The 25,195-nt window shown below is 34.5% G+C and carries 23 protein-coding genes and 1 other RNA gene; 17 read left to right on the top strand and 7 right to left on the bottom strand.

All coding sequences use genetic code 11. From position 1 onward, the window contains the following. Positions 1-13: 13 nt before the first annotated feature. The gene (locus HCAN_RS06695; RefSeq protein ID WP_006656351.1) at positions 14-517 is read right to left on the bottom strand and encodes a YajQ family cyclic di-GMP-binding protein; all 504 of its coding nucleotides are present in this window, start codon (positions 515-517) and stop codon (positions 14-16) included. A gap of 115 nt (positions 518-632) precedes the next feature. On the opposite strand from HCAN_RS06695, the gene HCAN_RS06690 reads away from it, so the two are divergent. From HCAN_RS06690 to HCAN_RS06670, 5 genes are read left to right on the top strand one after another with little or no spacing between them, the layout of a single operon-like run. After that, complete coding sequence (locus tag HCAN_RS06690) at positions 633-1,196, top strand: CvpA family protein (RefSeq protein ID WP_006656942.1); 564 nt, start codon at positions 633-635, stop codon at positions 1,194-1,196. A 42-nt stretch (positions 1,197-1,238) separates the two neighbouring features. After that, a complete protein-coding gene (gene lysS / locus HCAN_RS06685) occupies positions 1,239-2,732 on the top strand; it encodes a lysine--tRNA ligase (RefSeq protein ID WP_006656349.1) in 1,494 nt (497 codons plus the stop codon). A gap of 1 nt (position 2,733) precedes the next feature. Next, positions 2,734-3,984, top strand: coding sequence for a serine hydroxymethyltransferase (locus HCAN_RS06680; RefSeq protein WP_006656941.1), 1,251 nt, complete (start codon positions 2,734-2,736; stop codon positions 3,982-3,984). 19 nt (positions 3,985-4,003) lie between these two features. Then, positions 4,004-4,549 carry a DUF1882 domain-containing protein gene (locus HCAN_RS06675; protein ID WP_006656346.1) on the top strand — a complete coding sequence of 182 codons (546 nt, stop codon included), beginning with the start codon at positions 4,004-4,006 and terminating at the stop codon, positions 4,547-4,549. A 10-nt stretch (positions 4,550-4,559) separates the two neighbouring features. Then, on the top strand, positions 4,560-5,315 hold the full coding sequence (locus tag HCAN_RS06670; protein WP_006656940.1) for an SPOR domain-containing protein: 756 nt from the start codon (positions 4,560-4,562) through the stop codon (positions 5,313-5,315). 16 nt (positions 5,316-5,331) lie between these two features. Here the strand turns inward: HCAN_RS06670 and HCAN_RS06665 are convergent, their stop codons facing one another. Together HCAN_RS06665 and HCAN_RS06660 are read right to left on the bottom strand one after the other, a co-directional pair. Next, entirely contained in the window at positions 5,332-6,168 is an 837-nt protein-coding gene (locus HCAN_RS06665; RefSeq protein ID WP_006656344.1) for a HemK/PrmC family methyltransferase, read from the bottom strand. Beyond that, on the bottom strand, positions 6,165-7,379 hold the full coding sequence (locus HCAN_RS06660) for a M48 family metallopeptidase (protein WP_006656939.1): 1,215 nt from the start codon (positions 7,377-7,379) through the stop codon (positions 6,165-6,167). Before HCAN_RS06660 ends, HCAN_RS06665 begins: the two co-directional genes overlap by 4 nt. Before the next feature lie 121 nt (positions 7,380-7,500). Between HCAN_RS06660 and HCAN_RS06655 the strand changes: the two genes are divergently transcribed. Further along, on the top strand, positions 7,501-8,526 hold the full coding sequence (locus tag HCAN_RS06655; protein WP_006656342.1) for a rod shape-determining protein: 1,026 nt from the start codon (positions 7,501-7,503) through the stop codon (positions 8,524-8,526). Beyond that, complete coding sequence (locus tag HCAN_RS06650) at positions 8,513-9,196, top strand: purine nucleoside phosphorylase YfiH/LACC1 family protein (protein WP_006656341.1); 684 nt, start codon at positions 8,513-8,515, stop codon at positions 9,194-9,196. Before HCAN_RS06655 ends, HCAN_RS06650 begins: the two co-directional genes overlap by 14 nt. A 37-nt stretch (positions 9,197-9,233) precedes the next feature. Here HCAN_RS06650 and HCAN_RS06645 read toward each other — a convergent pair whose 3' ends face one another. Next, positions 9,234-10,439 (bottom strand): 2,3,4,5-tetrahydropyridine-2,6-carboxylate N-succinyltransferase, encoded by a 1,206-nt coding sequence (locus tag HCAN_RS06645; protein WP_006656340.1) that lies wholly within the window; start codon positions 10,437-10,439, stop codon positions 9,234-9,236. A 115-nt stretch (positions 10,440-10,554) separates the two neighbouring features. Here HCAN_RS06645 and HCAN_RS06640 point away from each other — a divergent pair, with 115 nt between their 5' ends. The 6 genes from HCAN_RS06640 (at position 10,555) to HCAN_RS06615 (ending at position 15,081) form a co-directional block, all read left to right on the top strand. Next, positions 10,555-10,947, top strand: a complete 393-nt coding sequence (locus HCAN_RS06640) for a hypothetical protein (protein WP_006656938.1) — start codon at positions 10,555-10,557, stop codon at positions 10,945-10,947. Between the two features lie 100 nt (positions 10,948-11,047). After that, positions 11,048-11,302, top strand: a complete 255-nt coding sequence (locus tag HCAN_RS06635) for a TFIIB-type zinc ribbon-containing protein (protein WP_006656338.1) — start codon at positions 11,048-11,050, stop codon at positions 11,300-11,302. A 3-nt stretch (positions 11,303-11,305) separates the two neighbouring features. Beyond that, the gene (gene kdsB, locus HCAN_RS06630) at positions 11,306-12,046 is read left to right on the top strand and encodes a 3-deoxy-manno-octulosonate cytidylyltransferase (RefSeq protein WP_006656337.1); all 741 of its coding nucleotides are present in this window, start codon (positions 11,306-11,308) and stop codon (positions 12,044-12,046) included. A 256-nt stretch (positions 12,047-12,302) separates the two neighbouring features. Continuing rightward, positions 12,303-13,475, top strand: coding sequence for a NifS family cysteine desulfurase (locus HCAN_RS06625; RefSeq protein ID WP_006656336.1), 1,173 nt, complete (start codon positions 12,303-12,305; stop codon positions 13,473-13,475). 11 nt (positions 13,476-13,486) lie between these two features. Beyond that, positions 13,487-14,467 (top strand): iron-sulfur cluster assembly scaffold protein NifU, encoded by a 981-nt coding sequence (locus tag HCAN_RS06620; RefSeq protein ID WP_006656335.1) that lies wholly within the window; start codon positions 13,487-13,489, stop codon positions 14,465-14,467. Positions 14,468-14,478: 11 nt separating this feature from the next. Then, positions 14,479-15,081 carry a pyridoxamine 5'-phosphate oxidase family protein gene (locus HCAN_RS06615; protein ID WP_006656334.1) on the top strand — a complete coding sequence of 201 codons (603 nt, stop codon included), beginning with the start codon at positions 14,479-14,481 and terminating at the stop codon, positions 15,079-15,081. Here HCAN_RS06615 and zupT read toward each other — a convergent pair. After that, the gene (gene zupT / locus HCAN_RS06610; RefSeq protein ID WP_006656333.1) at positions 15,078-15,947 is read right to left on the bottom strand and encodes a zinc transporter ZupT; all 870 of its coding nucleotides are present in this window, start codon (positions 15,945-15,947) and stop codon (positions 15,078-15,080) included. The two genes, HCAN_RS06615 and zupT, sit on opposite strands and share 4 nt — an antisense overlap. A 342-nt stretch (positions 15,948-16,289) precedes the next feature. Between zupT and HCAN_RS06605 the strand changes: the two genes are divergently transcribed. From HCAN_RS06605 to guaB, 4 genes are all read left to right on the top strand, one after another. Then, a complete protein-coding gene (locus HCAN_RS06605; RefSeq protein WP_006656332.1) occupies positions 16,290-18,224 on the top strand; it encodes a TonB-dependent receptor domain-containing protein in 1,935 nt (644 codons plus the stop codon). Positions 18,225-18,307: 83 nt separating this feature from the next. Continuing rightward, positions 18,308-18,405, top strand: an RNA gene (ffs, locus tag HCAN_RS08145) — signal recognition particle sRNA small type. Positions 18,406-18,505: 100 nt separating this feature from the next. Then, positions 18,506-19,855: an Asp-tRNA(Asn)/Glu-tRNA(Gln) amidotransferase subunit GatA gene (gatA, locus tag HCAN_RS06600; protein ID WP_231232590.1), complete on the top strand. Its 1,350-nt coding sequence runs from the start codon at positions 18,506-18,508 to the stop codon at positions 19,853-19,855. Beyond that, positions 19,852-21,303: an IMP dehydrogenase gene (gene guaB, locus HCAN_RS06595; RefSeq protein ID WP_006656329.1), complete on the top strand. Its 1,452-nt coding sequence runs from the start codon at positions 19,852-19,854 to the stop codon at positions 21,301-21,303. Before gatA ends, guaB begins: the two co-directional genes overlap by 4 nt. A 62-nt stretch (positions 21,304-21,365) precedes the next feature. On the opposite strand, the gene HCAN_RS06590 is transcribed toward guaB, so the two are convergent. Together HCAN_RS06590 and serS are read right to left on the bottom strand one after the other, a co-directional pair. After that, a complete protein-coding gene (locus HCAN_RS06590; protein WP_006656328.1) occupies positions 21,366-23,744 on the bottom strand; it encodes a tetratricopeptide repeat protein in 2,379 nt (792 codons plus the stop codon). A gap of 4 nt (positions 23,745-23,748) precedes the next feature. Then, positions 23,749-25,041: a serine--tRNA ligase gene (gene serS, locus HCAN_RS06585; protein WP_006656936.1), complete on the bottom strand. Its 1,293-nt coding sequence runs from the start codon at positions 25,039-25,041 to the stop codon at positions 23,749-23,751. Positions 25,042-25,195 lie beyond the last annotated feature (154 nt).

Raw genomic sequence — 25,195 nt, 5'->3', positions numbered from 1 at the left:
GAAAATATCCCTATCAAGTGAAGTTTCCAAAGCTTAAAGAAATTTCTAATTCCATTTTTTTAAGATGAGCAATGACTTTTTGGAGTTCATCAATATCCTTAGATTTAATACGAATCTCATTTCCTTGAATCTGTGTTTGGACTTTGAATTTTTGATTCTTAATTTCTGCATTAATAGCTTTTATATTTTTGTCATCTAAAGCATCATTGAGTTTATAGGTTATTTTGAGATTGCCTCCACTTGCATTGTCTTTGGAGACTTCTTTTAAAACTTTTAAAGAAAGATTGCGTTTAATGAGTTTAGAATCCAAAATATCCTTAATAGTTTTTGCCTTATTTTCGCTTGCGGCAAGAATAGTTAGGGATTTTTCTTTTTCATTAAAATCCAAATCTTTAACTTTATCATCTTTAAAATCAAAGCGGTTTGCAATTTCTTTTTTGGCTTGCTCTAGGGCGTTTTTAAATTCTTGAATATCAACTTTTGCAGAGAGGTCAAAACTATGTTCCTTGCTTGCCATTTATTTTCCTTTTTATAATGATTTTTTAAAGATTTTTTCTTATCATATCTTTTTTTAGGTTAGTTTTGTGTAAAATAATAGAAACATTTATGTATTTTCTAAAAGGTTTTTTATTTTGAATAGTTTTAGTTATTTTGATTTGATTATCGGTTTGCTCATTGTATTGGTTGGGCTTAAGGGCATTGTAAATGGCTTTATTCGTGAAGTTTTTGGATTGATTGGAATTGTAGGTGGTGTTTTTATTGCCTCAGTTTATGCAACAGAAGCAGGAGGTTGGATAAGTCGACATATTTACACTTTTGAAAATCCATCAGCCATTTCATTGATTGGTTTTTTAGTCCTGCTTGCATTGGTGTGGATTTTATCTTTGGTGATTGCAGAGATTTTACAAAAAGTCACAAGGATTAGTGCTTTAAACTCAATGAATCGTATTTTGGGGTTTTGTTTTGGGGCTTTTAAAACCTTTATGATTTTTTCAATCATTTTTTATGCGATTTCTAATGTTCAAGTAGCAAAAAGATTTATGCAAAAATACACAGATAATAGCTTCTTATACCCATTGTTGCTTGATTCTGGGGAAGTGATTATTAAGTTGGATTTGCCACAAGAGGAAGTCCAAGAAGCTCAAGAAGAATTGAGCAAAAGAAATGAACAATTGCAAGAAAATAGAGAGATTTAATAAATAATTAATTAAATAAGCAAAGAGATTAAAGGAGTTCAGTTGTTTGAAGATGATATTTACATTCAAGGTCGAATCCAAAAAGCCAATGCTCTAAGAGAACTTGGAATCAATCCTTATAGCAATGGGGTGCCAAAGGAAATGGATTGCAAGACATTTTTAGAGACTTTTGATGTGCTTAAAACTCTAGAGAGTGAAGAAAAAAAAGATAGAAGTAAAAATGCGCAGGTTGCGGGCAGAATCAAGTTTATTCGTCTTATGGGAAAAGCAGCTTTTATTAAAATTGAAGACAATAGTGGAATTTTACAGATTTATCTCTCTAAAAATGAATTGGGTGAAGGATTTGATTTATTTAAAAAATACATTGAAGTGGGTGATATTATTATGGCAAAAGGCTTCCCTTTTGTAACCAAAACAGGAGAATTAAGCTTGCACGCCCTAGAGTTTCAGATTCTCACTAAAGCTATTAGTCCCTTGCCGGAAAAATATCACGGATTAGTAGATATTGAAATGCGCTATCGTCAAAGATATTTAGATCTAATTATGAATAGAGAAGTGCGAGATACCTTTGTTTTGCGTTCTAAGATTATCTCTTATGTGCGGAAGTTTTTTGAAGAAAATGGTTTTTTAGAAGTGGAAACGCCAATGATGCATCCAATTCCTGGTGGAGCAAATGCTAAGCCTTTTGTTACTTTTCATAATGCATTAAATGTGGAGCGTTATTTAAGGATTGCACCCGAGCTTTATTTAAAAAGGCTTGTTGTAGGTGGATTTGAGGCTGTCTTTGAGATTAATCGTAATTTTAGAAATGAGGGAATGGATCATTCGCATAATCCAGAATTTACGATGATTGAGTTTTATTGGGCTTATAAAGATTATAAAGATTTAATACGATTAACTAAAGCACTTTTTGATTATCTATTTAAAGTATTGAAACTTCCCAAGACTTTGCAGTTTAATGAAAAAGAGATTGACTTTAGCGAGTTTAGAGAGATTACTTATGTGGATTCTTTAGTTGAGATTGGTGGAATTCCTAGAGATGTTGCTATTAATGAGGATAGATTGTATGAATATCTAGTAAGCCATAATGTAAAATTAGAATCAAAAATGGAATTAGGCAAGTTACAAAGTGAAGCTTTTGATGCTTTTGTGGAAGATAAATTGATTAATCCAACTTTTATTACAGATTTTCCTATTGCTATTAGCCCACTTGCAAGACGCAATGATCATAATCCTGAAATTGCTGATAGATTTGAATTGTTTATCGGTGGGAGTGAGATTGCTAATGGATTTAGTGAATTAAATGATCCATTGGATCAATATGAACGCTTTAAGGCACAAGTTGCTGCAAAAGAAGCAGGAGATGAAGAAGCGCAATATATGGATGAGGACTATATTACAGCACTTTCTTATGGTATGCCTCCAACCGCTGGGGAAGGAATAGGTATAGATCGGCTTGTAATGTTATTAACAGGTCATAACATTATCAAAGATGTGATTTTGTTTCCCGCACTTAAACCACAAAAAAAGGATTAAAATGAGTTATGTTTTGGAAAATTCAGATCAAGAGATTTTTGGTTTCATACAAGAAGAGTTGAATCGTCAAAATACGCATTTAGAAATGATTGCTAGTGAGAATTTCACCTTTCCTAGCGTTATGGAGGCTATGGGAAGTGTTTTAACCAATAAATATGCCGAGGGTTATCCTTATAAACGCTATTATGGGGGTTGTGAATTTGTAGATAAAATAGAAGAATTGGCGATTAATCGAGCTAAAAAACTTTTTGGTTGTGAATTTGCCAATGTTCAACCACACGCTGGTTCTCAAGCCAATGGTGCGGTGTATGCGGCGTTGCTTAAGCCATATGATAAGATTTTAGGAATGGATTTAAGTCATGGTGGGCATCTTACACATGGATCAAAAGTGAGTGTTACAGGACAAATGTATCAGAGCTTTTTTTATGGAGTGGAATTAGATGGGTATATTAATTATGATAAAGTCCAAGAAATTGCTCAAATTACAAAGCCTAATATGATTGTTTGTGGTTTTAGTGCGTATTCAAGGGAATTAGATTTCAAGCGTTTTAGGGAAATTGCAGATAGCGTTGGAGCGATTTTATTAGCAGATATTGCTCATGTTGCAGGGCTTGTAGTGGCAGGAGAATATCCAAATCCATTCCCTTATGCGGATATAGTAACAACTACAACACATAAGACTTTGCGTGGACCTAGGGGGGGTATGATTCTAACTAATAATGAAGAATTTGCTAAAAAAATTGACAAGGCGGTATTTCCTGGAATGCAAGGTGGTCCTTTGATGCATGTGATTGCAGGTAAAGCAGTTGGTTTTGGGGAGAATCTAAAACCAGAATGGAAAACATATGCAAAGCAAGTTAAGGCTAATGCTAAGATTCTAGCTAGTGTGTTGCAAAAAAGAAATTATAAAATCGTGAGTGATGGGACAGACAATCATTTAATTTTGTTATCATTGCTTGATAAAGATTTTAGCGGTAAGGATGCAGATTTGGCATTGGGAAATGCGGGAATTACGGTAAATAAAAATACGGTTCCAGGTGAAATCCGTAGCCCATTTGTTACTAGCGGTGTAAGGATTGGTTCTCCAGCATTAACTGCAAGAGGGTTTAAGGAAGCAGAATTTGAAATTGTGGCTAATAGAATTGCTGATGTGTTAGATGATATACAAAATACACAAAAACAAGCACAAATAAAAGAGGAATTAAAGGAGCTTGCGTTAAAATTCCCTGTGTATAATAAAGCAATATTTTAACATTTAAAAAGAGGTGGAAATGCTAACAGATATGGATTTGAAACTTATCAAGATGATTACCACCCATTATTGGATTAAAGAGCCAGGAATTGGGCAAAAAATTCATCATAATGGTCGGATTTTTTATGATAAGTTTAAAAGGGTTGATGAACCGCTTACGAGGACTATTTTGCAGAGTCACTTTAAAAAAGAAATTACAGTAGCACACTCTCTTGTGAATTCTCAAGAAAAAGTAGAAAATATTGTATTTGATTATAATGGTTTTAATGCAGAGAGATTTTGGCATAGGGCACAGTTGCTTTTAAGAGAAGAAGGATTTATTAACTTTACTGCTTATGAAACAAAGACTCCTGGGCATTTACACCTCTATATTCATAAAGGGCATACAACTTTTCAAGAAGCTTGTCAATTGGGAAAAATGTTGAGTGCAAAGTTAGCACAAAAAATGCCAACAGAGTGGAAAATGTTTCCTTCGCTTGATATTCCAAAGAGTTTTAATATTCTTGCAGTTCCTTATGGAGTTTATAATAAGGAGCGTGGTGCATCTTGGTCGAAACATATGTAAAGGAGAAAAAATGAAAAATATTGAAGAGAGCAAAAAAGAAGAATTAGAGCTTGATGATTTATTGATTAGTGGTAGTGAAGATGAAGAAGTAAGAGAAACTAAGAGTAAAAAGATGATTTTATTGGTGGCAATTGGAGTGGTTTTATTTGCCATTATTATTTTGGTGGTGTATTTATTACAAGATGATACTAAGCAAACTACTCCAACAAACACTACAATTAATAAACCATTAGAAGAAGCAAAATTGCCAGAAGTTTCACAAAAAGAAACAAATACGGATTTTGGGCAAGTTCCAATTCAATCTCAAAATTCTAGTGATTCAGATGAGCAATTCCAAAGAATTATTGAACAAATTAAAGCGCAACAAAAAGAGCAAAGTTTGCCTAATCCGCCTAAAGAACAAGTTGCTCCCACAAAAGAAGTGGTTGCATCAAGTAAGCCTGAGCCTGAGGTAAAAAGGGTGGATAATAATGCGGTAACTCCAAGTGCTCCAAGCACTCCTAATGTAGCAGCACAATTTAATCAAAGTAGCAATGAAATTGCAAAGGGATTTTATATTCAAGTGGGATCTTTTAGTAAGGTTTCTCCCAATAAGGAGTTATTGGGAACTATTAAGGATTTGAATTTTGAATATAGTATGCAAAAATCAGGTGAAGTCAATCGTTTATTAATTGGTCCTTTTAAGACAAAACTAGATGCACAAAAGCAACTTAGTTTAGTTAAAGAAAAACTAAATAAAGATGCATTTATTAAAGAAATCAAATAAGTTTTTACTTATTTGATTAAAAATCAATAATAAAACCTCTCTCCAAATTAGCAAGGTCTTGGTAAAATTCCAATTTTTGGTGTGGGATATTCTGCATCAGATTTTCTATACTTTCTCTTTGGTTATAACCCATCTCACAAATTAAATGTGGAATCTTATTTTCATAGGCGAGTTTAATGATTTGATGAAGGATTTCATCTCCCCTTTCTCCACCAAAGAGAGCCTTTTGTGGTTCAAAGCTAAGAGGAGTTGGTAGAATCTCTCCCTTTTTGATATAGGGGGGATTAGAAATTAATAAATCAAAGGTGATATTCTCTTTTTTGTTAAAATCTAAAAATGCACTTTTATAGAGTTTGACATTGGATATTTTAAATTTTTCAAGATTAACATGCGTATTAAAAAGTGCTTCTGGAATAATATCGCTTGCATAAAAGTTTAAGTTTGAATTAGGCAATAAAAGGGCTAACATAATGCTAATGATTCCGCTTCCAATGCCAATTTCAGCGATATTTTTGCAATTATTTTGCGTAATAATATTTCTTGCTTTATCTACTAAGATTTCTGTTTCAGGGCGTGGTATCAAAACTCCTCTATCAACATAAAATTCTTTTCCATAAAAACTAACTTTATTGATAATGTATTCAATGGGTTCAAGATTTTTTCGCCTTTGGATAAGATCCATAAAAAGCATTTCATGAAATAAAGAGAGTTCTTCTGTGCTATGACTATGAAGATAGATTCTAGGTTGGTTTAGAGTGTGTGAGAGAAGAATTTCAGATTCTAAGCGAGGGCGTTGGATTTGACTATTTTTTAGTGTGTAGGCACCAAAATCTATAGCTTCTTTGAGCGTCATTTGTCACCCTCAAAAGCTAAATGTTCGCATTTTAGAGCAATTAATCGTGCCATAAGGGGTGGATGGGTGTAATAAAAACGCATATAAAGTTCGTGTGAAAGAGGAAATGAATTATTTTCTTTCACAAGCAATAAAAGAGCATTAGCTAAAGCTTCATTGCTAGTAAGCTTTGCTCCAAATTGATCGGCGTTGTATTCATTTTTTCTGCTAAAATAGCCAAGAATTGGGGTGAAATAAAATCCAATTGGCGCACTTAAAAGAATCAAGAATACAATGATGCTATGTGGAGATTGTGTAAGACTAGCCTCTGCAAATAGAGATTGTGGGAGGTTAGCAATGAGCAACAAAAGAATAAAAAAGAAAGATAAAACAAGTCCCATCATTTTATAAATATCGTTATGTTTAAAATGCCCCAACTCGTGTCCTAAAACCGCTAAAATAGAATCTTTTGGAATTTTTTCTAGGAGCGTATCAAATAAGATTACCCGCTTTGTTTTTCCGATTCCTCCAAAATAAGCATTTAATCTGCCATCTCGGCGTGAAGCATCCATAACAAAGACCCCGTTAGAATAGAATCCAACTCTAGTTAAAAGATTTTGGATTGCATTTTTTAAGTCTTTATCTTCTAAGGGGGTAAATTTATTAAATAAAGGTGCAATTAAAGTGGGATATAAAAGGTTGGTTGCGATAATAAAAAGAGCTCCTATGATAAAAGTATAAAATTCCCACGAGGGAATATTGGCAATAATCCAAGCAAAAATAAAAGTTAAAATACCGCCTAATACCAATAAAAGTAAAAAAGATTTTATTGTATCGGCAAGAAAAAGTTTGATTCCACCTTTGGCAAAGCCAAATTTTTTGTCAATCACCAAAGTTTTATAAGCATCAAATGGTAAAGAAAAAAGGCTTTGAATGAATAAAAACAATAAAACAAAGAGTGTGCTACCTAGGGGTGAATCTGTGGGTAAGAAAGATTCTAGCATTTGTAATCCAAAGAGAATCCAAATTCCCAATAAGCAAAAATCCACAAAAGTATTTAAAAAAGAGATTTTTTCTTTGATGATAGAATAATCGGCGGCTTTTTTAAAAGATTGAGAATCTAAAATATAAGGTTTTTTGTTGCGTTGAGTTTTTAAAAATTTAAGTTGAATTAGGCTAAGAATCATTTTTGGGAGCGTCAAAAGCAAGCCATAAAATAAAATAAAAGACATCAATTTCCTTGTGATGAATGAATTTTTAAAATTATAGCAAAAGTTGATGAAAATAGAGTTTTAAAGGGTAGTTTGCAAGGAGTTTTGTTATAATTTGTAAAATATTATGGGTTGGAGAATTATGGCTTTTTTAGAGAGAAATGATATTGCAATTGATTTGGGTACGGTTAATACTATTGTAAGAAATAATGCAGAAGATATTATATTTTGTGAAGCTACTTGTATTACTTTGGAAGATATGGGCGATTCTAAACGAGTGGTGTGTATTGGTGATCAGGCAAAAAAAATGATGGGACGCGCACCAAGCAATTTTGAAGTGATTAATCCACTTTTAAATGGAGCTATTAGCGATTTTGAAACAACAAAGACTTTTATTAGTGCTTTGATTTCTCTTGGGCAAACTTGGAAACTTGCTCCGCGTGTAGGGATTAGTATTCCAAGGAATCTCACGCAAGTAGAGCGACATTCTTTATATGAAGCTGCAATACTTGCAGGAGCCAAAGAGGCTTTTTTGATAGAAGATCCCTTTAGCGCTAGTGTAGGGGCTGGTCTTGATATTAGCACGGCAAGGGCAAAGATGGTGATTGATGCGGGTGGAGGCTTGATTGAAGCGAGTGTTATTTCTCTTGGGGGCTTGATTGCAAGTGCTTTTACAAAAGAAGCAGGAGATTTTATTGATTATGCTTTGATGGAATATTGCAGATATAACAAAAATATTGGTATTAGCAAGGAATTGGCAGAAAAAATTAAACGACAAATCAAAGTTTTTGGTGAAAATCCTATTATTAATATTGGAGCTAAATCTTTATCTAATGGAATGCCTATTTCTTATGAACTAAATTTAAATGATTTAAAACATGTGCTTTTGGCAGGAATGTTTAAAGTTAAAAATACGATTTTAGAAGCTATTCAAAAGTCTCCTCCGCAAATTGCTCCCGATTTAATTGAAGATGGAGCAATTTTGACTGGAGGTATGGCATTAATAGAGGGAATGCGAGAATTTTTGGAAGAAGAGCTTAAAATGAAAATTATTCTTTCTCCTAATCCTTTGTTGGATATTTCTAAAGGGGCTTGTATGATTATGCAAAATTATGATGCTTATGATAGAGTGGAATGGGGCGGAGGAAATCTGATTGATAATTCCTAGTGGTTTAGATCTTTGGTTGAGTGAAGGGGGGAGAAATATAGCCTTTCACGCTGGAAATTTAACCAAAGAAGCAGTTAAGCAAAATCAAAGTATAGAGCTACAAAGTCGTGGTTATTCTGTAGAGCAATTGTGTTTTTTAAATCAAGTGCATGGGAGTGATATTCTAAAGGCTTCCAAAAGTGGTTTGCTTGGTGATGGAGATGGGATTATATTAGACAAAACAGGCTTAGTGGGCTTAATTATGGTTGCAGATTGTAATCCCATTGTGATATATGATAAAGTTAAGCGAGTTTTAGTGTTGCTTCATGCAGGTAGGCTTGGAGTAGAAAAAGGGATTGTTTTTGGGGCATTTTCTCTGTTACAGAGAGAATACCAAAGTCGCTTGGATGATCTCTTTGTCTATATTGGTCCTTCTATTAGAGGGTGTTGTTATGAAGTAGGTGTAGAAGTTTTGAGCGAAGCACTAGAGAGCGGAAAAATTGCAAAAGAAGGAAAAATCTATTTAGATTTAATAGAGGTTTTAAAAGGGCAATTTAGGGAAATTGGTATTTGCAATTATGAAATTAATCCGCTTTGCACTTGTTGTAGTGGGAGATATTTTTCTTATCGTAGAGATAAGAATTGTGGGAGATTTGGAATATTTGCAAGTTTGACTGACAAGTTTAACTAAAAGGCAAGGAGATTCTGCATAGAGCAGAATCTAGCCTTTAGTGTAAAGCCGAATTAAGTTCTATTTTTCGATTAGAGCGGAAAGCAATCATAACACCACTCTTAGAATCACATCGGAAGTGGATTCCATTTTTACCTGAGAGTTCTCTACCTTTATAAAGTCCATTGTCTTTGATTTCAAAATCTGGATTAATTTCTTTGATTTTTTGAGCTTCTTGTGGGGTAATTTGGAAAATTGTTCCAGCTAGAATGGCGATTCCACCATCTACAATGCACCCATCGCCTAAGCTAATACCTGTAGAGCTATTCACGCCAAGGAGGCAGTTTTTACCAATGCTAATGGGATCAGAGTTACCACCACTTAGCACACCCAAGATACTTGCGCCACCACCAACATCGCTACCTTCTCCGACAATTACGCTAGATGAGATTCTACCTTCATTCATGCACGCACCCATTGCACCAGCATTGAAATTCACATAACTAGCACCCGGCATTTGTGTGTAGCCACCTGTGCCTAAATACGCACCAAAGCGAGTTTTTGCGGTGTCAAGGAGGCGGATATTGTCGTATTGTGGAATGACTTGCATTAAGTAGCGTGGGAATTTATCAACAAAATCAATTGCAGGGAATTCTCCTCGCATTTTGAGTGCAATTTCATTTTCTCTTAGCCAATCTAGCTCAAAAGGCACATTTCCACTCCAAGCTACATTACTTAAAAGTCCAAAGATTCCATCCAAATATAGACTTCTAAGAGGTGCCTTACCTAAAGAAAGTGCAAGGAGTTTCATATAAGCTGATTCAACACTCTTGCATTGTTTATCTTCATAGAGAGCACAGAATCGGTATCTAAAATCTCCATTTTCAGTATAGATTCTGTCTTCTTGTAAGGCGCGTTGCAATTCTAAAACTACGGCTACATTTTTGTGTGCGTTAGGATTGCTTTGGGTTTCTGCTAGGTAAGGAGAGAAAGCTTCTAGAGCTTTGATGACAAATTCTTCTGTGATACCAAAAACCAATTCACTTTCACAATCTTCTAGGATTTCGCATTCTTCACGCAAATCCCAAAAAATAGCATAACTGCCAAAGTTTTCTTGCCAGTTTAAAACAGGATAAGTGGCTTGTAAAACTTTATTGCTCATAACTCCAACATCAGCATAACAGATTCCAAAGCCAAGAGGTGCTTTGTATTCGCTTTTTGCTTGAATCTCGCTCACTTTTTGTTTAAATTCATTTGTATTCATATAAAATCCTTCTATTTTTGTTTGCCATTATAACGAAAGTTTGAAAATTCTACAAAAATTTAAAGTGAAGTTGGAATATAATTAAAACTTAGAAATTAGGGGAGTGGATTTGAAAATGCAACAAGAATTTTTGTTTTTAGTGTTAATGGGTGCGGTTATAGGAATCTTGTTTTTAGGCTTGTTGGTTGCCTTTTTATCAAGGAAACCTAAGGCATCTAATGCTATAGAAAAAATTCCTAGTGCCCAAGAGATTTTAGAAGTTTTAAAACAAAAAGACAAAAGCTTAGAAGACTTAAAAAAGTGTGTCAAATTAGCTAAGATTCATTATAGCACTTATATGGAGGAAATTTTAGATTTTGATGTGCAATTTGTATTGTTACTTGCAACACACAAAGCGGTCAATGCAAAATTGCTTTTAGAGATTGAATTGTATTTTAAAAATGCTAATCCTAGTCGCAAAGAGATTGTAGATAAGGCATTAGGGGTTGGAGTAGCAAACCGCAAGTGAGAGCTGTTTAGCAATAATAAGGTTTTTTAGAAACTAATTATTAGAAAGGAATGAAAATTTAAGCTAATTTCTATATAATTTCTTTAAAAAAGGGGTAAAAATGCAGTGTCCAGTTTGTAGTGGTGTAGATTTAGTGATGAGTGAGAGAAGTGGTGTTGAGATTGATTATTGTCCAAAATGCCGTGGAGTATGGCTTGATAGGGGTGAATTAGATAAAATTATTGAGCGTTCTACTCAAAATGCACAATCTCCAAAATATGAAGAAAGAAGGCAATATGAGGATACAAGGTATAGAGAAAGTTACCAAAAGCCTAAAAAACGAGAAAGTTTTTTGGGTGAATTATTCGATTTTTAGACTATGATTATTATTCCTGCTCGATTAAAATCCACTCGCTTCCCCAATAAGATTCTTGTTTCTGTTGGTGGGATTCCTATGGTGATTCGAGTTGCCAAAATAGCAAAAGAAGTGGATGAGGTTGTGATTGCTTGTGATGATGTTAGCGTTCAAGAAGTGTGTGAGCAATATGGCTTCAAGTCTATTCTAACAAGCAAAGAGCATGAGAGTGGCACGGATAGAATCGCAGAATGTGCAAGAATTTTGGGCTTAGGACAAGATGAAATTATCATTAATTTGCAAGGAGATGAGCCCTTTATTGAAAAAGAAGTGATACAAAAGCTAAAAAGTCTTATGGAATCTAAAGCACAAGAAAGAGGAGAAATTCCTTTTATGGGGAGTTGTATGCGAGTGATTTCCAAAGAAGAAGCAGAGGATCCAAATTTAGTTAAAGTTGTGCTAAATAAAGATAAGGAAGCAATTTATTTTTCGCGCTCTAGGATTCCTTATGATAGAGAAAATATTCTTGATTCACACGATAAATGGCGGTATTTTGGGCATTTAGGAATCTATGCCTTTAGCGGAAAAAGTTTGCAAGAATTTTGTGATTTACCCAAGTCTTCCTTAGAAGAAATTGAGAAATTAGAGCAATTAAGAGCTATAGAAAATAAAAAAACGATTGTAATGGCAGAAGTAAATAGTCGATCTTTTGGGATTGATACTAAAGAAGATTTAAAAAGAGCCTTAGAAATTTTTTCCCTTTAATAATGAAAATTTGTAGATTCTAGTTTGTTTGGCTAAAGGCTTAGAATCTACAAAACTTCAATAGTATTTATAATTAATTTATTTTTAACTAAATGATAAAATTTACCTTTTGTGAAAATAGCCGATTTTAAAGAAAGTAAAGCTATGGATTTTAATTTTCTTTAAGGTTTTTTAGAGTAAAAGCTAAATTCATTTTGATTTTTTAGAAAATGAAAGATTTTATAAAGATATTTGAATAATTTGAAAGGATAATAGAATGAATCAGTCTAGCAAAAGGGTTTATTTGGACAATAATGCAACAACAATGTTAGACCCTAAAGCTAAGGAATTAATGGATCCATATTTTTGTGAAAAATATGGTAATCCCAATTCCTTGCATATTTTTGGAACAGAAACGCACAAAGCCATTCGAGAAGCTTTCAATCATCTCTATGAGGGCATTAATGCAAGAGATGAAGATGATATTATCATCACTTCTTGTGCTACAGAATCAAATAACTGGGTGCTAAAAGGTGTGTATTTTGATGTCTTACGCTTTGGCGAAAAGAATCATATTATCACTACAGATGTAGAGCATCCAGCGGTTTTGGCAACCTGTAGATTTTTAGAAACTCTTGGAGTGGAAGTTACTTATCTCTCCATTGGTGAGAATGGGACACTAAAAGCTAAGCAAGTAGAAGAAGCCATTACGGATAAAACAGCGTTAGTTAGCGTTATGTGGGCAAATAATGAAACGGGAATCATTTTCCCCATTCAGGAAATTGGTGAAATTTGTAAAAAAAGAGGCATTTTGTTCCACACTGATGCGGTGCAGGCTATTGGTAAAATCCCTGTTGATGTGCAAAAAGCCAATGTGGATTTTCTAAGTTTTAGTGCGCATAAATTCCATGGACCTAAAGGAATTGGTGGGCTTTATATTAAAAAGGGTGTGAAATTAACTCCGCTTTTCCATGGTGGTGAGCATATGGGTGGAAGACGCAGTGGAACGCTTAATGTGCCTTATATTGTCGCAATGGGAGAGGCAATGCGTCAAGCTTGCTTGTATTTGGATTTTGAACGCAATAATGTAAGACGATTGCGTGATAAATTAGAAGATGCACTGCTAGAAATTCCTGATGTGTTTGTAGTGGGAGATAGAGCTTTGCGTGTGCCTAATACGATTTTAGTGAGTATTCGTGGAGTTGAAGGGGAAGCAATGCTTTGGGATTTGAATAAAAATGGCATTGCTTGTTCAACAGGAAGTGCTTGTGCTAGTGAAGATTTAGAGGCAAATCCGGTTATGAGTGCCATTGGTGCAGATAAGGAATTAGCACATACTGCAGTAAGAATCTCTTTAAGTCGTTTTACAACGCAAGAAGAAATTGACTATGCAATCACTATTTTTAAAAAATCAATTGAACGCCTAAGAGCGATTTCAAGTAGTTATTAAAAGGATTTAATATGGCAAAAAATGAATTACTTGGTGGAGCATTGTGGGATGCTTATAGTAAAAAAGTTAGTGAGCGAATGGATAATCCAACTCACTTGGGAGTTATCACACAAAAAGAAGCCGATGAGCGTGGCTTAAAGCTGATTGTAGCAGACTATGGTGCTGAGGCTTGTGGTGATGCAGTAAGGCTATATTGGCTTGTAGATGCTAATGATGTGATTGTGGATGCTAAGTTTAAAAGCTTTGGTTGTGGGACTGCTATTGCAAGTAGCGATATGATGGTTGAGCTTTGTTTGGGCAAAAAGGTGCAAGAGGCAGTCAAGATTACAAACATTGATGTTGAAAAGGCTTTGCGTGATGATCCTGATACTCCAGCAGTTCCAGGACAAAAAATGCATTGCTCTGTTATGGCTTATGATGTTATTAAAAAAGCAGCAGCTTTATATTTGGGTAAGAATCCAGAAGATTTTGAAGATGAAATTATCGTGTGTGAGTGTGCTAGAGTAAGCCTTGGAACACTTAAAGAAGTAATTAAACTTAATGATTTAAAAAGCGTTGAAGAGATTACAGAATACACTAAAGCAGGAGCTTTTTGTAAAAGTTGTATTAAACCCGGAGGGCACGAAGAGAGAGAATATTACCTTGTAGATATTTTGCGTGATGTGCGTGCTGAAATGGAAGAAGAAGCACTAAAAAACAAAGCAGATTTAGAATCAAAGGGAGATTTGAAGTTTGCCGATATGACTTTGGTTCAAAAGATTAAAGCCATTGAGAGTTTGATTGATGAAAAAATTCGCCCAATGTTAATGATGGATGGCGGAAATATGGAGATCATTGAGCTTAAAAATTCTAGCGATGGCTATACAGATGTTTATATTCGCTATCTTGGTGCATGCAGTGGCTGTGCTAGTGGTGCGACAGGAACGCTTTTTGCCATTGAATCAGTTTTACAAGAAGGGCTTGATTCTAGTATTCGCGTTTTCCCTGTGTGAGATAAATGCTAATGCGTCGTAGTGAATTTGAGTGCTTTGATTCTCAAATACTCCAGACAATGTTAGCAAAAATTGAGTTTGGAGTGATGGTTATACCTGATGATGAACCTTATGGAGTGCCTATTAGCTTTTGCTATGAAGAAGGTGAGATTTATTTTCACGGAGCAAAAAGTGGCAGAAAATATCATTTATTAAAGGAGAATCCAAAAGTCTCCTTTAGTGCTACAAAAGTTTATTCTTATATTCCTTCTTATTTTTTAAATAATACAATGATTCCTACGCAATTTTTCTTTTCTGTTTATCTAAGTGGCATTTTTGAAACAATTACAGATCATCAAAGAAAAAAACATATTTTAAAGGCGTTAGTGCAAAAGTATGAACCTTACAATGATTCATTGAATATGGATTTAGGTCAATTTAAAGGGCAAGAGAGAGGTGTGTTTGTTGGAATAATAAAGGTAGAAAGTCAAAGCATAAAAGCAAAATTTGGACAAAACTTAAAACAGGAAGCTAGAGAACAAATCATCAAAGATTTAACCAATAGAGGCACTTTGCTAGATCAAGAAACTATTGAAATGATGCGTTATTTTAGCTCTAGTCTTAAAGTTTGTTAGCGATGTAAAATTAATAGGCTAAGGGCTATAACCGCCATTCCTAGAATCAATCCATATAGGCTATCGTGAGCTTCTCCATAGTTTTTTGAAGCAGGAAGCAATTCATCTAGTGAGATAAATACCATAATCCCAGCTACAAAGGCAAAAGTAATAGCTAAAGTTAAATCTCCCATAAAAGGTAATAAAAATAATGCTCCAATGATTGCTCCTAAGGGTTCTGCAAGTCCCGAAATAGCAGAATAATAAAAAGCTTTCTTTTTGTTGCCTGTAGCGTGATAAATAGGTAGCGAAACCGCCATACCTTCAGGAATATTGTGAATGGCAATTGCAAGTGCAATAATAATACCAAATGAAAGATTATCTAGGCTTGAAGCAAACACGGCAAAGCCTTCTGGAAAATTATGTATTCCAATGGCAATAGCTGTTAAAATTCCCGTATGTTTAAGTTTTAAAGTTTCTCTCTGTGAGATTCCAGGGTGATAGCTTGGTTTTTGCTTGCCACTAGGAATGGGGCAAATTTTTAGCTCTAATAACTCATCATCATTTTTGGGGTTGTGTGGATTGAGTTCTTTTGGGATGAGTTTGTCAATAAGTAGGCTAATTAATAATCCTCCAAAAAAGCATAATAAGCCTATTATTTCACCAAAATCTTTAGAATAGGTTTTGAAATCCAATAATGAAGAAGGTAGAATCTCTACAAAAGCAATATAAATCATAACTCCTGCAGAAAAGCCAAGCCCAAAAGATAAAAATCGAGTATTATTAGTGTATGAAAAGAAAGCAATTAAAGCTCCAATTGCACTTGAGGCACCTGCAAAAAATGTTAACATAATGGCATAAAAAACTTGCCAAGATAAAATTTCCATAATTAATCCCTCTAAATAATAAAAAACAAATTGTAGCACCTTTTATATTAACTAAGATCAAGAGATTAATATTAACAATATAATTATTTTTTATTCAATGATTTAAAAGTAAATGGTTAATTTTTAGTCTCGATATAGAAATGTTACAATATGTAATTATAAAATTAGTAATGCAAACCAAATTGTAAGAATTTAGCTTAAATTCAAGTTTTATTTTAAAGTATCGGCATTATAATCTTACTATTTGGCTTATTTTTAATTGAAGCTGTTGGTTAGATATTAACATAAGCAAACTATTAAATTCTTTTTAAAATAAGATAATAATTTTTAAGGAAATATTTTATGAAATACAAAGTTTTTGCGTTTTTATCCCTCTCAACACTACTTTATTCGCAAGGTAATCAAGTTACAATCCAATATACTAATTCTCCCTTAACAGATCCCACTCAAATTGATTACACCGATATTTTAGGCAAAGATTCGCTTTTAAATAATAGCGATATTGCAAAGAGTTTGCAGCAGATTCCTGGGTTTTCGGTTGCTAAAAAAGGCGGTGGTGGAACCGAGGCATTTTTTAGATCGCTTGGTGGAGGTAGATTGCCAATTGTTGTAAATGGAGGGACTTTATTGGGTGGTTGTGGTGGTAGAATGGATACGACTTTAACCTATATTTTTCCACAAAATTATAATTCTATTGTCATTATAAAAGGTCCCCAAGATGTAAGATATGGTTCTTTGATTACTGGAGGAATGCTCTTTGATAGAGAGATTCTAACACTTCAAAAACCAAGCTTTAGCGGTGGGGTGGATGCACTTTATGGAAGTTTTGGAAGGGTTGATGCTAATACGCATTTAATAGGTGGAAATGAACTAGGTAGTTTGCAAGCTATCTATTCAAACTATAGAAGCGATGACTATAAAAGTGGCAGGGGAGATAGGGTGCATTCCGCATACAAAAGACAATCAGGGAGTTTTATTGGCGCCTTAACTCCTAGCCCTGATTTAAAATTAGAGCTTAGCTTTGATATTGGCAGGGGAGAAGCTGCTTATGCAGATAGGACAATGGATGCGAGAACTTTTGATAGGGAGTCTTATCAAGCACATTTGATTAAATTTTTCAATGACGATAAGCTAGATTTTCACATTTATCATCACGAAATTGACCATATTATGGATAATTTTAGCCTAACTAATGGCATTCCAAAAACAGGGAATAAATATCAAATTAGCAATCCCAATAGAACAAATACGGGCGGGAGATTGGAATATCAAAAAAAGTTTGATCTCTCTAAGATTTACTTTGGTGGAAATTATAATTTAGATAAGCATAAGACTAGATCTATTGCTAATCAAAATAGTGCACAAGAAGCAGAAATGATTCTAAATAGCCCTTATGCCCCTAATTATACTTTTAAAAGTTATGGGATTTTTTCGCAAATAGAAACCTTTACTTTATCTAATATGGGATATTTTGCGGGTATAAGGGGTGATAGGGTGGATATGATGGCTCACAAGCTAGATACTTCTAATACAAAATATGCCTTGAGTGGCTTTGGAAGAGCTGAAAAATATTTTGGCGATTACACGCTTTATGCTGGTTTGGGCTATGCACAAAGGATTCCTGATTTTTGGGAAGTTTCTAAGGGAAATGGTTTGAATCTGAAAAAAGAAAAAAACACACAATTGGATTTGGGGGCAACTTATCACAAAGAAAAGCTTAGCTTTAGCGTGTCTAGCTATGTTTCTTATATTCAAGATTATATAATGTTAAATTACAATACAGCCACCACTGCAAGCTTTAATACCGATGCGTTATTATTGGGTGGAGAAGCGGAGATTTCTTATGAGTTTTTGCCTAATACATTTGCATTAGCTCAAATGAGCTATACCTATGGACAAGACACAAAAGAAAATAGACCACTAGCGCAAATTGCACCCTTGCAAACACTTTTTGCATTAAAATATGATGACAATAAATATTTTATCAAAGGTGAAATCATTGCACATGCAAAACAAACTAGAAGTTTAGAAGGCTATGGTAATGTAGTGGGTCAAGATTTTGGTGATTCAAGTGGATTTGGCATTATAAACTTTTATGTGGGTTACACTTATAATAATCTCAAACTTTTTGCAGGAGTTGAAAATCTCACGGATAAACTCTATAGCTATCACCTCTCTAAAAATAGCATTGATTTGAGTGTGGCGGATAATCCTGTTAGCTCTAGAATATATGAAATGGGAAGAAACTTTTGGGTAAGAGCCAAAATAGACTTTTAAGTTTTGTAAAAATGGCAAATTTTTATTTGGTGGGATTTAAATTTGCTTTTTTAAGAAAAAATAAATATAATTTCAATCGCCCTTTTTGAGACTTGTGCAATGGGTTTTTTGAATAATGCTTCAGGGTGGGAACACAGCAGAGCCTTCAAAATATTTATGTGCCGCAAGTATCTTAAGAAGGGTTTTAAAAAACTTCATTTTTTTACTGCTTTAACCCTTTTATCAAAAATATTTTTTTATAATTCTAAAATTTTTTAAAATTCATGGAGTATTAAATGTATATCCCTACTTTACAAGAAGCATTGAAACTCGATAAAGATGGAATTAGAGAGTTAAAAGCAAATTTAACACAAGCCATTAAGCAAAGTAATCTTAATGCTTATGTGGGAGATTTGCAAGATTATAATGAAGAATGTCTCCCAATAGCTATTAAAGATAATATTAATGTTAAAGGTTGGGAGATCACTTGTGCAAGTAAGATTTTACAAGGTTATATCGCGCCTTATAATGCTACTGCAATAGAGAATCTACTTCAGCATAAAATGGCGCCTTTTGGGCGGACTAATATGGATGAATTTGCTATGGGAAGCACAACTGCAAGTAGTTGCTATGGAAAAACGCTTAACCCAAAAAATCCAAGCAAAGTCCCCGGTGGAAGTAGTGGAGGGAGTGCTGCAGCAGTTGCTGGTGGAATCGCCATTGCCGCATTGGGTAGTGATACAGGTGGTAGTATCCGCCAACCTGCTAGTTTTTGTGGTTGTGTGGGATTGAAGCCCACTTATGGTAGGGTTAGTCGTTATGGATTGGTGGCTTATAGCTCTAGCCTTGATCAAATCGGACCTATTACACAAAATATTACAGATTGTGCGATATTGTTTGATGCTATTAGCGGATATGACAAAATGGATTCGACTTCTGCTAATCTCCCATTTACAAACACTTATAATAATCTTAACGCAAATCGTAAAATGAGAATCGCAATATTGCCTAGTTTGCTAAAAGATGCGGATAAAAACATTCAAGATGCATACCAAAAAAGCATTGATCTCTTAAGTGCTAATGGACATACTATCGTTGAAAAAGAAATGCTTGATACTAGCTATATTATCGCTGCCTATTATGTGATTTGCACCGCAGAAGCGAGTTCAAATTTGGCGAGATTTGATGGAGTGAGGTATGGGAATAGGGCGGAAAATATTAATAATCTTAAAGAATTATATTTAAAAACCCGCTCACAAGGCTTTGGCGATGAGGTGAAGCGAAGAATCTTGCTTGGCTCTTTTGTATTAAGTAGTGGATATTATGATGCTTATTATATCAAAGCTCAAAAGGTGCGCACTCTTATTGCAAGACAATACAATGAAATCTTAAAAGATTGCGATGCAATTCTCTCTCCAGTAGCGCCAAGAACGGCTTTTGGATTTGATGAATGTAAAACTCCTTTGCAAATGTATTTGGAAGATATTTATACAATTGGGGTGAATCTTGCAGGGCTTCCAGCACTTTCTTTGCCAGTTGGAGAGAGTGAGGGAATGCCTATTGGAATGCAATTAATTGGTGCGGCTTTTGAAGAGCAAAAATTGTTAGATTTGGGTTTAAATTTAGAAAATCTTATTAAGGAGAGCTTATGAAAATTAGAGCGCGTGCATTGACTTTTGAAGATGTGTTGTTGGTTCCAGCTTATTCTGAAATTTTACCTAAAGAGGTTTCTTTAGAGACAAAGTTTAGCAAAAATATCACTTTAAACTCACCGCTTGTTTCTGCGGCAATGGATACGGTTACAGAATACCGCACTGCTATTGCTATGGCAAGGGTTGGTGGAATTGGTATTATTCATAAAAATATGGATATTAACTCACAAGTAGCACAGATTAAAAAGGTAAAAAAGAGTGAAAGTGGAGTTATTATTGATCCGATTTTTATTAGTCCAGATGCTACTTTAATGCAAGCAAAAGCCATTACAGATAATTATAAAATTTCAGGAGTGCCTGTGGTTGATGATAATGGCAGTTTAATTGGAATCTTAACTAATCGAGATATGCGTTTTGAGACAGATTTAAGTCGTCCTGTTAAGGAAATTATGACAAAGGCTCCTTTAGTTACAGCAAAAGTTGGCACAAGTTTAGAAGAAGCACGAAATATTATGAATAAACATAAAATTGAAAAACTACCAATTGTCAATGAAAAAGGAATTTTAAAGGGGTTGATTACTATTAAAGATATTCAAAAAAGAATCGAATATCCAAATTCCAATAAAGATGATTTTGGAAGATTGCGTGTAGGAGCGGCTATTGGTGTATTTCAATATGATAGAGCAAAAGCATTAGTAGAGGCAGGAGTTGATGTATTGGTGCTTGATTCAGCACACGGACATAGTCGCGGGATTTTAGAAACGGTAAAAGAAATTAAAAAGCATTTGGTTGTGGATATTGTTGCAGGAAATGTTGCAACAAAAGAAGGTGCTCAAGCGTTAATTGAAGCAGGAGCTGATGGTGTGAAAGTAGGCATTGGTCCAGGAAGCATTTGCACTACTCGTATTGTAGCAGGCGTGGGTGTGCCACAGATTACAGCCATTGCTGATGTATCTGAAGTTTGTCATAAAATGGGAATTCCACTGATTGCTGATGGTGGGATTAAATATTCAGGTGATATTGCAAAAGCACTTGCAGCGGGAGCTAGTAGTGTAATGATAGGCAGTATGTTAGCAGGAACTGAAGAATCTCCAGGTGAGACAATCATTTATCAAGGCAGACAATATAAAAGCTATCGAGGAATGGGTAGTTTAGGGGCGATGAATAAGGGGAGTGCAGATAGGTATTTCCAAGAAGGCACCGCACAAGAAAAACTTGTCCCAGAGGGTATTGAGGGTAGAGTGCCTTATCGTGGAAGGATTGCTGATGTAATCCACCAAATGCTTGGCGGATTACGCTCTTCAATGGGGTATTTGGGAGCTAAAGATGTTGCTACTTTATGGGAGAAAGCAGAGTTTGTGGAAATTACACAAAGTGGATTGCGTGAATCGCATGTGCATGATGTAATGATTACCAAAGAAGCTCCAAATTATCATATTAGTAATTAAATTTGTATGATTCTAGTTTATTTTAACAGACTAGAATCATTGTATAAAAAATATAGCAAAGATTAATTTGAAGTTTTTGTTCTATTCTGCAGTTTTTCCACATCAATTTTAAAATCAAAAAACTCTGATACCGCACCAGAATTCACTAAGGTTGTAAATTGTGAAGCAGCGGCGTTATAGTTATTTTCTTGTAAATATAAAAGTCCATTGGCGATTCTAGTTTCAAAATTTGTAGGTGCTTCGAGTTTAGAGAGTTGCAAAAGAGTGGCAGCATTTTCGGTATGTCCTGCACCAATTGCGGCAACAGCGGTTAAAAACAATGTTTGTGTGTCCTGTTCTTTAAAATCATCAATAAGGCTATTATAAAGCGTGAAAGATTTTTCAAACTCTTGGAGATAAATATAGCTCAAAGCGAGTGCTTGAATGATACCACGCACATCTTTTTGCTCAGTAATGAGACGATTGTCTAAATCTTGTTCTACATAATGTAAAGTCCCAATGATATAAGCAATTTCAATATACATTTCCCTAACAACAGCTGCTCCATAATAGATAGGATCTTTATTGATCGCAGGATCTTGATAGTAACCTTGAAGTTTTAAAGCAAGATTTTTTGGATCATCTTTGTAATTGATTGCTAGAAGATTGAGAAGGTTACTAAGAGGGTCATTTGGGAGAAGTGCTTTTAATCCATTGGTGGATTGGACTAGTAAGCTTTGATCTTGAAGGGCTATGTTTTGAACAAAATTAAGGGCATAATAGATAGCAATATTACTTTTTTTATTTTCTAGTGATTCAAGTGGCATTGGAGTTCCATTGCGTGCAAAGTTTAGGAGTGCTTGAATGAATTCCCTTTCTTCTTGGGTGCTTTGTAGATTTGCAAATTCTTGAGAGATTTCATTATTTAAACGAGTAGAATCGCGATGTGTGAGTTGTGAAGTAATGAGTGCAAAAATGCCGGCTAGTAAATCTTTAGGATTAAGGTGAAAAGCGCGTATAAAATGTTGATAAGAGCGATCAAAATCTCCCATTTGTGCGTAATTAAGCCCTAAATTATAATGCAAGATAGAATGATTAGGATAATTTTCTGTGGCATTAGCAAGTAGGTCATTGGCTTTTCTAATATTACCTTGTAATGTTTCTAAAATTGCATTGGCTATGTTGCGATTAACTTTAGAAATCGTTTGTCCGCGTAGCAATATTTCTTTGGCTTCTTGCAGGTTTTCAATGTGGATATTGATTCCACCTTCTTGGATGATATTGAAAGCTTCTTGAGCATCAAAGACTTTGTAGGGTGCAAAATAAAAAAGAATTTTATAGGAATTTAGCTTAAAGCCGCTAAAGTTATCCCAGAATCGTTTTTGTGCGGTGTTGATATTAAAAAAATCTTGTTTCAAGGTAATTTTGATGGGATAAGGATTGTTATTAATTGCTTCTTTATTGTTAGCGTATTTGTTGAGTATTTTTGAGGCTTGAGCGTAATCGTTTAGTTGAAGCTTAATAAGAAGTAATGCCATTTCTCTTTGGAGAGAATTTCCAAAAGTATTGATGGTTTGTTGGATTAAAGAATCAGCTTGTTTATATTCTCCAATTCTAGCATAGAGAAGGGCTAGGTTAAACCAATGGTTAGGATTTGTTGAATCTTTATTGAGGGTTTGTAGGGCTTTGTAATTATTGTTAAAATAGGCATATAATGATGAAAGTAGAAGATTATTTTGCTCTTGATAGTAAGAGAAACTTGGGTGGAGGAGTGGAGAGAAGGCTTCAAAATAGTTTCCTTGGTAATAATGTGTGAGTGCATAAAGATAGGAATAAAGAGGGAGATTTCCTGCATAAGGAAGATAGGTTTCTGCTAGATTAAGATAATATTGATATTTGAGTGGTTGATTGAGATATAATGCACAAACAGCGGCATTAAGGGAGCTAATGACACGATCTTCTCCTAAATCAATGGCTTTTTGGAAAGATTCCATTGCATTGGCATAGGATTTTTCTGCCATTTGCACAACTCCTAAATTATAATTAGAGAGTCCTTCAGAATAGTTAGAGATTTTACCATAGAGATCGAGTGCTTCTTGCTTGTTTCCGCTAGAATAAAGAAAGTTAGCTTTTTTGAGCAATGCATCAAGGTTTTCGGCATCAGGAATAATATCTCCACCTTTTTGAATGGTGAGTTGTGGAGGTGGTATTTGTGGAGTTTGTTTAGGTAATTCTGTCTCTTGAGAAAGAAAGTGCCCAATGATAAAAATAAGAGCAATAATGAAAATTCCAAGCAATAAGCCAAGAGGAATAGCAATTTTTTTGCGTTTTTTGAAGAATTCTTGGAGTTTATCCAGCTTTGTTTGTGGCTTTGGTTCCTCTTGTTTTGTCAGAATATCTTGGAGAATATCTAAGCCATCATCAAGATGAATAACTTGCTTGTTTTCTTCTTGCTCAATCATTAAATTACCTCAGATAGGGTTGCAAAACATTTGGAATCTCAATGCTCCCATCTTCATTTTGGTAGTTCTCCATAATTGCAACTAAAGTTCTGCCTACAGCAAGACTTGATCCATTTAAAGTATGCACAAGAAGATTCTTTTTGTTAGAATCTTTATAACGGATTTTTGCGCGTCTAGCTTGAAAGTCGCGTGTGTTAGAAATGGAGCTAATCTCACGATAGCAATTTTGTCCAGGTAGCCATACTTCAATATCAATGGTATTACTAGCACTAAAGCCTAAATCTCCACTGCAAAGTTGAACTAAACGATGAGGTAATCCTAATGAAGTCAGCAAATCTGAAGCACAAGCAACCATTCTTTCTTGCATTATATCACTATCTTGGGGAGTGGTGATGGCTACAAGTTCAACTTTGTCAAATTGATGTTGGCGAATAATGCCCCTTGTATCTCGACCTGCACTTCCGGCTTCTTTTCTAAAACAAGGTGTATAAGCAGTCATCATTAAGGGTAAATCTTCTTCTTTGAGAATTTCATTATTGTAAAGATTGGTTAGTGTAACTTCTGCGGTGGGGATCAAATAAAGCTCGTGCCCCTTTTTTGCTTCTTTGCTATCTAATTCTTCCTCTTCAAAATCCGAAATTTTAAAAAGATCGTTTTCAAACTTAGGTAATTGTCCTGTTCCAAAAAGGATTTGAGAATTAACAATAACAGGAGTTCCCACTTCACTAAAACCTCTTTGAGTGTTGAAGTCAAGCATATAGTTAATAAGTGCTCTCTCTAGTTTTGCTGCCATTCCCATAAAGACGCTAAAGCGACTTTTAGCAAGTTTAACTCCGCGTTCAAAATCAATCCAGCCATTTTGTTCGGCAAGTTCCCAATGTTCCTTGGGTGTAAAAGAAAACTCCCTTGGTGTAAGAATCTTTTTAATCTCAACATTGTCTTTTTCATCTTTGCCAATGGGAGTTTTAGAATCAGGAATATTGGGGATAATATGAGAGAATTCTTGTAATTTTTCTTCCCATCCTTGTATTTCTTGAGTATAAAGCGTAATTTCTGCTTTGAGTAAATCACATTCTTTTTTAAGTGGTTGGATATCTTTGCCTTCTTGTTTGTATTGTGCAAAAAGTTTAGTTTTGCTATTTTGTTTGGCTTGAAGTTCTTCAAGGGCAATCTTTTTTTGTTTGTAATTAAGATGAGTTTGTCTTAGGGTTTCTAAAAAAACTTCATCAATATTGCGTTTAGTAAGTTGTGCTACAACTCCTTCAAAATCATTCACTAAGAGTTTTAAATCAATCATAAATTCTAGCCTTAAAAAATAATTATCTAAGCTCATTTTATCCTATAGCTTGTTAAAACATAATAAATTATTAGATTGATTTTAATTTTAATAGAAAATAGTGGTATAATTTAGAAAGTTACTTGCCGCTATAAGTAAATTATAATGATTTAAG

This window comes from Helicobacter canadensis MIT 98-5491 (genome assembly GCF_000162575.1).
GTDB classification, from domain to species: domain Bacteria; phylum Campylobacterota; class Campylobacteria; order Campylobacterales; family Helicobacteraceae; genus Helicobacter_D; species Helicobacter_D canadensis.
The sequence above is the reverse complement of the archived record's forward strand: the minus strand, read 5'-3'. Positions and strand labels throughout refer to the sequence as shown.